Source organism: Catenibacterium sp. (assembly GCF_052354645.1).
In the GTDB taxonomy this organism is placed as follows: domain Bacteria; phylum Bacillota_I; class Bacilli_A; order Erysipelotrichales; family Coprobacillaceae; genus Catenibacterium; species Catenibacterium mitsuoka_A.
In genome coordinates this window covers 1-9,004 of the sequence record NZ_DAWDDM010000064.1, presented here as the reverse complement: position 1 = coordinate 9,004, position 9,004 = coordinate 1, and the positions used below count along the sequence as shown (strand labels likewise).

The window sequence follows — 9,004 nt, the reverse complement described above, 5'->3', positions numbered from 1 at the left end:
ACAATACTTGGGTTACTAGTGACACCTACGATTGGTAAGTGATCCACTGCATCTCTAATTTCTTCTAAATCTACTGTATCAATAATAAATTCCATTGTTTTTCTCCTCCTATAAACTCTGTTCAGTTCTACCGATAATATCATCCTGAGTTGCTTTAGATAATACATTGAAGAATGCACTATATCCTGCAACACGTACAATTAAGTCTTTATGATTTTCTGGATGCTTCTGTGCATCAATAAGTGTTTCTTTAGAAACAATGTTGTACTGTACATGGTAACCATGGAGACGATTAAAGAATGTACGAATCAATAATTCTAGTTTCTGTTTGTTTTCCTCTGTAGAAAGCATCTGAGGTGTCATCTTCTGGTTAAGAAGTACGCCTCCTGTGATCTTTTCAGTACGAAGTTTAGATATACTCTTGAATACTGCAGTAGGACCATTCTTATCTGTGTTATGTGCTGGAGAACATCCTTCAGCGAGTGGTTCATGTGCATTTCTTCCATCAGGAGTAGCCATTGTACCCATACCCTGACCAACATTGGCACTAATTGAAGAAGTACCTGCATAACGGATACCACCAATAGGGCCTCTATTATAACGAGTATTTGGATACTTTTTGATTTCATCAATATAAGAATCATATGCTTCTACAATTAAGTTATCTGCATAATCATCATCATTACCATACTTAGGTGCTTCATCATTCAACATTTCCTGAATCTTCTTATTTTCAGGTGACTGGAAATCATCTAAGATCGCATTCCATAACTGTTCTCTTGTGATCTTCTTTTCATCATAAACAAGCTTCTTGATAGCAGCTAAGCTGTTTGCCATATTCGCAATACCGACCTGAAGACCTGAAATGAAGTCATACACTGCACCACCTTCTTTGATAGTCTTACCTCTACCAATACAGTCATCAGTCAATGCAGAACATAGAATATCTGGGACATCTCTTTCAGATGCCTTATCAATAAAGTTTTCTACAATAACACTATAACGTGTCATTTCTCTTACTGTTTTGTCCCATGCTGCAAGTAAATCTTCATAAGTTTCCATTTCAGTAAAGTAACCATGGCCCTTAGTGAAACGTTTGTTTGTAGTTAAGTCAACACCATTATTCATTGTGCATAATAATACTCTTGGGAAGTTGACATAAGACATACCTGTACAACGATATCCCCATTTACCAGGAACAGCTGTTTCTACACATCCGATAGCACTATAATTATAAGCATCTTCTTCCTTAACACCCCAGTTAATAAATGAAGGAATAATGATTTCATCATTATTTAATGCTGGCATACCAAATCCTAGTTTCATTACTTCAATACATTCATCAAAGAAATGTTTATTCAAGTTTGCATGATAACGTACAGTTAAGTTAGGCTGAGTGAGTCTTGTCTGAGCCACTGATTTTAATACCGCAAAACTTAATTCATTTACTGCATCCTTCTTATCGGTAGTCTGACCACCAATAGTGACATTCTGATACATTGGAGAACCAGCTGAACTTAATGTATGAGCCTGTGAACGTACCTTATTGACTGTGAGTGTCTTGATCCATAAACAAGTAAGAAGTTCTAATGCTTCTTCTTCAGTGATCTTCTTTTCGTTGATATCTTTAATATAGTAAGGATACATATACTGGTCAAAACGTCCATAGCTTAATGAATGACCATTTGATTCAATCTGAAGAATCAACTGAATAAACCATACAGACTGTATTGCTTCACGGAATGAATGAGCAGGTTCATAAGGCACCTTTGCACAGATTCTGCTTATTTCTAATAATTCTTCTTTTCTTGCAGGATTTGTTTCTTTTTCTGCCATTTCCTTTGCGAGAGAACTATAACGAAGTGTGAATGTATGTACTGCTTCAATAACAGTTAAAACTGAATTATAGAACATATACTTATCAACACTATCTGGCTGAGCCAAATCAAGCTTTTCTTTCATTTCTCTTGTATAAGCTTCATAACCCTTTAATCCTTGTGCAAGAATACGTTCATAGTTGACTGCAAGATGTGCATCCCCTGCATTCAACTTACCTTCCATGCCAAATACACCTGTTTCCATAAATACACTCACTTCTTCAGGTAGTAAAGCTTCACCTCTTGCACGTAGGTTATTATTTTCCCAGAAAGGAGCAATATCTCTTAATTGTTGTTTTGTTTCTTCAGTGATATAGAATACATCACCATCTCTCTTTTCAAAAAGATCTAATTCATCCATGATGAACTTCATTGTATATTCAGGGAATACTGGTGCATTACAATTTTTTGTAGACTGGTTACCTACAATAAGTGTTTTATCTTCAATATAGATAGACATGTTTTCAAGAATCTTCTTCAACATTCTTGCACGAACCATGACACGTGGCTGATTTAAGTTTTCCTTATAAGCCTCTGTCGCAAGAACAGCACGTTCTCCATCTACATAAGGCTTTTCATCTAATACTTCTTCTCTGAAAGCTTTCATTCTTTCAGTTAACTGACCAAAATGCTGAGTATTTTCCATTTTTGTTCCTCCTAAAGTTTCATACGTAAGTTTTATGTCTTTCATTACAAGCACATCATACGCATAAAAACGTTATCAGTCAACTACAAATTATGAAAATAATATCATAAACTTTCATATGAAACTTTTGTGTTGCGAAACATAAGTAGAAATGATAGGATAGAAGCGAAAAGAGGGATATGATATGGAAGGAATTATATTTAATATACAGAAATTTAGTATTCATGATGGACCTGGTATTCGTACAACAGTCTTTTTTAAAGGATGCCCATTAAGATGTGAATGGTGTGCTAATCCTGAGAGTCAGGCAGTGAATCCTCAGGTTTTATACAATAATGAAAAGTGTCTTCATTGTGAAACATGTGTACATACCTGTCCTAAAGGGGCTATAAAGATGGAAGATGGCTTGATTCGTATTGATCATAAAACATGTGATCATTGTATGGAATGTGTCAAAGCCTGTCCTGGGAAAGCCTTAACACAGGAAGGTGAAATCAAGACTGTAGAAGAAGTTGTTGATATTTGTATGCAGGACATTGATTTCTATGAAGAATCTAATGGTGGTGTGACTTTATCTGGTGGAGAAGCCATGGTGCAATATGATTTCATGATGGCTCTTGTCCATGCATTAAAAGAAAAAGGAATTCATCTTGCGATTGAAACAACAGGTATTGTAGATCATGAGAAGTTTAAGAAAGCAGCTCCTTTATTTGATCTCTTATTATTTGATGTGAAACAGGCTGATCCAATGAAACATAAGAAGGGAACACATGTCACAAATGAAGTCATTCAAAAGAACTTCAAATGGGCTATTGAACAGGGACTGAATGTATTACCTAGAATACCTGTTATTCCTGGCTTTAATGAAACATTAGAAGATGCGAAAGAACTCGCAACATGTATTAAAGAAGCAGGCGCGAAAGATGTACAGCTTCTTCCATTCCATCAGTTTGGTGAAAATAAATATAAACTACTTGGTAAAGACTATAAGCTTCATGAAGTAGAAGCATTACATCCTGAAGATTTAGTAGATTATCAAAATGAGTTTATTAAGTGTGGGTTGAATTGTTTCTTCTAGATTAATATAATGAGTGCGGAGGTATCTATGAAAGACCGCTATAATAAAATATTAGAACTACTTACAAAAGAAAAGAAAATAGAAGTCAATGAATTATCTCAAATACTTGGGGTATCCAATGTCACTATCCGTAAAGACTTAGATGCACTTGAAGAAAAAGGGATTATTAAAAGAGGACATGGCTATGCCATCCTTGCGAACAAGGATGATATCAATGGACGTTTAGCTTATCATTATGAAATAAAGAAAAGAATTGCACAAAAGGCTGCAGAACTTATTCATGATGGAGATACCATTATGATTGAAAGTGGGAGCTGCTGTGCGATTCTTGCAGATACAATTGCATCAGAGAAACTAGATGTCACTATTGTGACTAACAGTGCTTTTATTGCAGGATATATTCGCGATAAAAAGAATACCAATGTGATTCTTTTAGGTGGTGCTTACCAGAAAGATTCACAGGTTATGGTAGGACCTATCGTGGCACAATGTGCTCAAAACTTCTGTGTTGATCAGTTGTTTATTGGTGCAGATGGTTATAATCCTCGTGTAGGTTTCACAAATAGTGATCATTTACGTGCGCAGGCTGTCAGAGATATGGCTGAACAGGCAGAACATATTATTGTCTTAACTGAAAGTGAAAAGTTCAATTCACATGGTGTAGTACCTCTTCAGTTAAAAGAACGTATTGATACAATCATTACTGATGATCATATTCCCGAAGATATTAAAACACATTTGTTGTCAGAAAATAAAACATTACTCACTATAGAAAACAAATAAACGGAAGGGGGCCCTTCCGTTTTACTTTAAATCTTTTATAATGCGTTGTAATTCTCCTGGCTGACCATCCTTATAAGGTATCTTATAAGATGTCCCGTCTGTTAAGCATAAACAATTTAATTGTCCTCTATCTGCCACAGCGAGTCCTCCATCAATACCAATCTTATTATGATAATCAGGATCATACCAGATATTAAAAGAATGATCATCATTCACATAACATAAAGGCGTATGACCAAATATATAAGTATATTCAGGATTACATGGATTCATATAGAAATATTCTCTAATCCAGGCAAGTAATTCAGGATCACTATCTTCTATATTGGTTACCTCAGGATCCACTCCTGCATGCACCATTACATAATGCTTACCCTGATAATCAAGTTCTATATAGTTAGGTAGACTATCAATGAAATCAATAATTTCCTGTACAAACTCTTTCTTTATATCAAAATATTCCTCATAAGGAATAGAATCCTTCTGTAAGAACTCTCTTATACTATTTACAGTACCTGTGGCACCATTCTGTTTCCATAAACGATATGCATTATTCAAATCAGAATCTAAATCATTATATTTTAAGCTGGCTGCTAAAGATTGTCTCATCATGATTTCATGATTACCCTTGATCATATGAACATTAGGCATTGCTTTCACAAAATAATATATATCAATTGAATTAGGACCACGATCCATAATATCACCTAGGATATATAACTCATCTTCATCAGTGAATTGAATCTTATTGAGCATCAGCTGCAATAACACAAATTGCCCATGTAAATCAGACATGACAAAAATTCTCTTCACTAATACTCACCTGCCTCTCAAATACATTTTATCATACACAAAAAGGAATGCAAAACAGAACATAATCATCAAAAAAAATAGTTGAATTATGATATGATTAATATAGGTGAGGGATATGGATGAATTTTATCAAAAGACCTATTTAATGATTGTTTTTAAATGGTCTTACTACTATACAAGAAAGAATATGAAAAATATCAGATGTGATATTATTGAAGACACTAAACACTATCATACTGTACGTTTTTATTTAAAGAATCGTGTTGCTTTTTTAACTGTCTGGCATAATGGCATAATAGAAGAACAAATCACAGATGAAGAAGGAAAAGAAATTTATTTCTATCTCCATTATACTTTAAAGAGCTTATCCCAGTTCTTATCTTATTATAGAGATTTTATGGTTGTCTTTTTAAGGGATGCAGATCCTAAACATGTGAAAGTAGGAATTGTAGACCAGGATGGTTTTTCTTCTAGTTATTTAATTGGTTTAATGAAAGAAAGTCTGACAATAGAAAAATCTAATCTAGAAGTAGAATCAGTAAGCCTTTCTTCATTAGAAGAAGTAGAAGGAGACTATGATGCACTTTATTTATCTCCTTCAGTCATGCATTTAAAAGGGGATATAGAGTCCATTGTCTCTGTTCCTGTGTATGTAATTGATCCTCTTGTTTATGCAACTAATGACTTCTATACACTTATACATACAATTTTGTCAAAATAATGCATCTGGCTTGCATTCTTAGTAGTAAATAGTATACTAATAGTAGTAATCATTACTGATTAGGAGAAGAAAACATATGGCGGAGACAAGACTTAGAAGATCTAAGCAGCGAGATACGATATATGATATGCTCGTGAATGATCGTACGCATCCTACAGCAGAAGTTATTTATTCTCATGTAAGAAGAATCATTCCGGATATATCACTAGGTACTGTTTATCGTAATCTGAATGTTTTAGTCGAAAACGGGTATATCAGAAAATTAAATATAGATGGTGTAACTGTACATTACGATGGTAATGTGACACCACATCATCATATGGTATGTTCAAAATGTGGAAAGATTGTGGATATACATATTCCATATGGTGCATTTGATGAACTTGTTCATGATATAGAAGAACTAGATCAAGTACACCTCACACATGTTGATATGTTATTTCAAGGAATCTGTAATGATTGTAAGAATATGAAGGAGGATAAAGAAGATGTCTAATTTAAAAGGTACTGAAACATTAAAGAATTTAATGGCTGCATTTGCAGGTGAATCACAGGCAAGAAATCGTTATACTTTCTGGTCTAGTATTGCGAAAAAAGAAGGTTATGTAGAAGTGTCTAAAATCTTTGAAGAAACAGCTAACCAGGAAAAAGAACATGCGAAACGTTTGATGAAACTTATGAACACTGCTGCTCAGGGTGAAACATTACCTGTTGCAGGTGAATTCCCAGTATTAATGGGTACAACTGTAGAAAACTTAAAAGCTGCAGCTGCTGGTGAAAACGAAGAATGGACACATATGTATCCAGAATTTGCTAAGAAAGCTGAAGAAGAAGGATTACCTGAAATCGCAGCTATCTTAAGAGCAATTGCGATGGCTGAAAAGATGCATGAAGAAAGATATTTAAAACTTGCTAAACAGATTGAAGACGGCACAGTATTCAAGAAAGATCATAAAGTACTATGGAAATGTAATAACTGTGGATTTGTAGTAGAATCTTTAGAAGCTCCTACAGTATGTCCAGCTTGTAACCATTCACAGGCTTACTTTGAAGAATACAAATTCTTTGATTAATATAATTGTGTGCAAAGACAGCGAAAGCTGTCTTTTTTTCTTGCTTAGAGTGCTATGATAATAGCAAGGAGGGGATACGATATGAAAGGAAAGATACTCTATCTGTTAGATTTCATCTATGCGATCGTATTATCAGTATTTTTGCTAGTCACAATGATCATCTATATTCATACAAAAGCATCAGAGATATTGATAGTTGTGGCGGCTGTGTTATTTGCGCTTTCAATTGTGAAAGGGTATTGGAGTTATAGGAAATGGAGAAGACCATAATAAAAAGACCTCGAAAGAGGTCTTTAACGCATTTTAGCTGCCTGGATTAAATGTTTTGCAAGTACGGCAGTTGTGACAGTACCAACACCACCAGGAACAGGGGTAGCGGCAGAGGCTTTGCCATCAAGAGTCGCATAGTCTACATCACCACATAGTTTACCATTCTCATCCACATTGATTCCTACATCAATCATCACGGCATCCTGTCCACAATAATCACTATTTAACATCTTTGCACGTCCTGCAGCTGCAATCACGATCTCTGCATCAGAACATGTCTTCTTTAAATCAACAGTTCTTGTATGAGTCATAGTGACTGTCGCATTCTCTTTAAGAAGCAGCATGGACACAGGTTTACCTACAACCATACTTCTTCCTACTACTGTCACTCTTTTACCTGTTAACTCAATATCATATGCCTTTAATACTTCAATAACTGCTTCTGCAGTACATGGAGAAAATCCAGTTGTATCTCCTGCAAACACCTTCGCAATATTAATAGGAGAAATACCATCTAAATCCTTTTTAGGATCAATCATATTTTCAATATCTTTTTCATTAATAGTACGAGGAAGTGGCCTTAATAATAAGATCCCTGTCACTTCATCATCTTCATTAATATCTTTAAAAGCTTTCTTGAAATCTTCATCGCTAATATCCTGTGGGAAAACATAAGAAGCCACATCTAAACCAAATGACTTTAATTTCTTAGTTGCTCCACGTTCATAACTCATATCATCGGGATTTTCACCCACTCTCACAATCGCAAGCTTAGGTACAAAAGACAATGTTTCTAACTCTTTTGATACATATTCTTTAATTCCATCAGAAACTTTTTTTCCTCTTAACTCTAACATGATGTTCCTCCTAATTTTTTAATAACACTATTAGTTATTTCATCTGCAAGCAGTTGCCCTTCAACTAATAGCTTCTCAGCACGTTTATTCATCTTCTCAGCCATTTCTCTATTCTTCATAGACTTCGTATTAATATAGACATTCATAATAGAGCCAGTCAACGCACTACGTAGACATTGTACACCAACACCTACATCACTGATTGCCATCACTGAACCTTTCTCATTTAAAGTAGAAAATAACTTCAAAGACTGATAACTTAAATCCATGATCTGTAATGGTACAAGAGATGCATCCAATAAACATGATTCCATCACAAACTCTTTATGTTTCTTTTCTTCCTCAGTATTCTTAGGAAGTCTATAAGCCTCTGCAAGAGGCTTAAAGTTTTCTGCATCATCATCTACAGAAGTTACAAGCTTCTTTTTTAAGTCTTCTAACTTCTCTATGATTTCTCTTATGTCATCTTCTACATCTTTATATTTCTTCTTACCTACAGTTAAGTTACCTACCATGAGTCCTAAAGCACATCCAATAGCGCCTACTAGTCCTGAAGCACCTCCACCACCAGGAGTAGGTGAAGATGAAGATAACTCATCTAAGAAGTCTTTAATCATTTCTTTCATTTATAACTCCTTCATATGAAAAGACACGAGAACCTCGTGTCTATTTTTCATAAATTATACTCATTTATTTGTATTAATGCAATTAATATGTTTGAAATATATACCTAAATTAATAAGAACACCTATTCCAATCAAACTAAATAGCGCAATCCCCAATGTCACAAAATAACTTTCGGGAAAGATATTGATAATAGGATCAATATCAGGATTGATCACCCAGTAGTAATTGTTGAAAAGAATATGATGCATCATAGTAAATG

12 protein-coding genes are annotated in these 9,004 nt (G+C 34.6%); 6 read left to right on the top strand and 6 right to left on the bottom strand.

Annotation, left to right across the window (positions count from 1 at the left end; translation table 11 throughout):
- The coding region (locus tag ACT8VG_RS04395) for a transaldolase family protein (RefSeq protein ID WP_444195280.1) at positions 1–95 on the bottom strand (95 nt) is incomplete at its 3' end.
- Between the two features lie 13 nt (positions 96–108).
- Complete coding sequence (locus ACT8VG_RS04390) at positions 109–2,523, bottom strand: glycyl radical protein (protein WP_329735903.1); 2,415 nt, start codon at positions 2,521–2,523, stop codon at positions 109–111.
- 184 nt (positions 2,524–2,707) lie between these two features.
- On the opposite strand from ACT8VG_RS04390, the gene ACT8VG_RS04385 reads away from it, so the two are divergent.
- Positions 2,708–3,601 carry a glycyl-radical enzyme activating protein gene (locus ACT8VG_RS04385; protein WP_187012082.1) on the top strand — a complete coding sequence of 298 codons (894 nt, stop codon included), beginning with the start codon at positions 2,708–2,710 and terminating at the stop codon, positions 3,599–3,601.
- 27 nt (positions 3,602–3,628) lie between these two features.
- Positions 3,629–4,384, top strand: coding sequence for a DeoR/GlpR family DNA-binding transcription regulator (locus tag ACT8VG_RS04380; protein ID WP_187012081.1), 756 nt, complete (start codon positions 3,629–3,631; stop codon positions 4,382–4,384).
- A 21-nt stretch (positions 4,385–4,405) separates the two neighbouring features.
- On the opposite strand, the gene ACT8VG_RS04375 is transcribed toward ACT8VG_RS04380, so the two are convergent.
- Positions 4,406–5,197 (bottom strand): metallophosphoesterase, encoded by a 792-nt coding sequence (locus ACT8VG_RS04375; RefSeq protein WP_226793534.1) that lies wholly within the window; start codon positions 5,195–5,197, stop codon positions 4,406–4,408.
- A 115-nt stretch (positions 5,198–5,312) separates the two neighbouring features.
- Between ACT8VG_RS04375 and ACT8VG_RS04370 the strand changes: the two genes are divergently transcribed.
- The 4 genes from ACT8VG_RS04370 (at position 5,313) to ACT8VG_RS04355 (ending at position 7,261) form a co-directional block, all read left to right on the top strand.
- A complete protein-coding gene (locus ACT8VG_RS04370; RefSeq protein WP_217106660.1) occupies positions 5,313–5,918 on the top strand; it encodes a PTS sugar transporter subunit IIB in 606 nt (201 codons plus the stop codon).
- Positions 5,919–5,994: 76 nt separating this feature from the next.
- Positions 5,995–6,414: a Fur family transcriptional regulator gene (locus tag ACT8VG_RS04365; protein ID WP_217106661.1), complete on the top strand. Its 420-nt coding sequence runs from the start codon at positions 5,995–5,997 to the stop codon at positions 6,412–6,414.
- Positions 6,407–6,991 (top strand): rubrerythrin, encoded by a 585-nt coding sequence (gene rbr / locus ACT8VG_RS04360; protein WP_444195279.1) that lies wholly within the window; start codon positions 6,407–6,409, stop codon positions 6,989–6,991. The genes ACT8VG_RS04365 and rbr overlap by 8 nt, the downstream gene beginning before the upstream one ends.
- Before the next feature lie 81 nt (positions 6,992–7,072).
- The gene (locus ACT8VG_RS04355; RefSeq protein ID WP_217106662.1) at positions 7,073–7,261 is read left to right on the top strand and encodes a hypothetical protein; all 189 of its coding nucleotides are present in this window, start codon (positions 7,073–7,075) and stop codon (positions 7,259–7,261) included.
- Positions 7,262–7,284: 23 nt separating this feature from the next.
- Here the strand turns inward: ACT8VG_RS04355 and ACT8VG_RS04350 are convergent, their stop codons facing one another.
- The 3 genes from ACT8VG_RS04350 to ACT8VG_RS04340 form a co-directional block, all read right to left on the bottom strand.
- Positions 7,285–8,118, bottom strand: coding sequence for a bifunctional 5,10-methylenetetrahydrofolate dehydrogenase/5,10-methenyltetrahydrofolate cyclohydrolase (locus tag ACT8VG_RS04350; protein WP_215656963.1), 834 nt, complete (start codon positions 8,116–8,118; stop codon positions 7,285–7,287).
- On the bottom strand, positions 8,112–8,744 hold the full coding sequence (locus ACT8VG_RS04345; RefSeq protein WP_288706190.1) for a cyclodeaminase/cyclohydrolase family protein: 633 nt from the start codon (positions 8,742–8,744) through the stop codon (positions 8,112–8,114). The genes ACT8VG_RS04350 and ACT8VG_RS04345 overlap by 7 nt, the downstream gene beginning before the upstream one ends.
- 60 nt (positions 8,745–8,804) lie before the next feature.
- On the bottom strand, positions 8,805–9,004 hold a 200-nt coding region (locus tag ACT8VG_RS04340), incomplete at its 5' end, for a lipoprotein intramolecular transacylase Lit (RefSeq protein ID WP_444195278.1).

Coding starts and splice junctions, on each gene's coding strand:
- ACT8VG_RS04380 (WP_187012081.1), top strand. CDS start 3,629: ATGAAAGACCGCTATAATAAAATATTAGAACTACTTACAAAAGAAAAG.
- rbr (WP_444195279.1), top strand. CDS start 6,407: ATGTCTAATTTAAAAGGTACTGAAACATTAAAGAATTTAATGGCTGCA.
- ACT8VG_RS04390 (WP_329735903.1), bottom strand. CDS start 2,523: ATGGAAAATACTCAGCATTTTGGTCAGTTAACTGAAAGAATGAAAGCT.
- ACT8VG_RS04385 (WP_187012082.1), top strand. CDS start 2,708: ATGGAAGGAATTATATTTAATATACAGAAATTTAGTATTCATGATGGA.
- ACT8VG_RS04355 (WP_217106662.1), top strand. CDS start 7,073: ATGAAAGGAAAGATACTCTATCTGTTAGATTTCATCTATGCGATCGTA.
- ACT8VG_RS04365 (WP_217106661.1), top strand. CDS start 5,995: ATGGCGGAGACAAGACTTAGAAGATCTAAGCAGCGAGATACGATATAT.
- ACT8VG_RS04350 (WP_215656963.1), bottom strand. CDS start 8,118: ATGTTAGAGTTAAGAGGAAAAAAAGTTTCTGATGGAATTAAAGAATAT.
- ACT8VG_RS04370 (WP_217106660.1), top strand. CDS start 5,313: ATGGATGAATTTTATCAAAAGACCTATTTAATGATTGTTTTTAAATGG.
- ACT8VG_RS04345 (WP_288706190.1), bottom strand. CDS start 8,744: ATGAAAGAAATGATTAAAGACTTCTTAGATGAGTTATCTTCATCTTCA.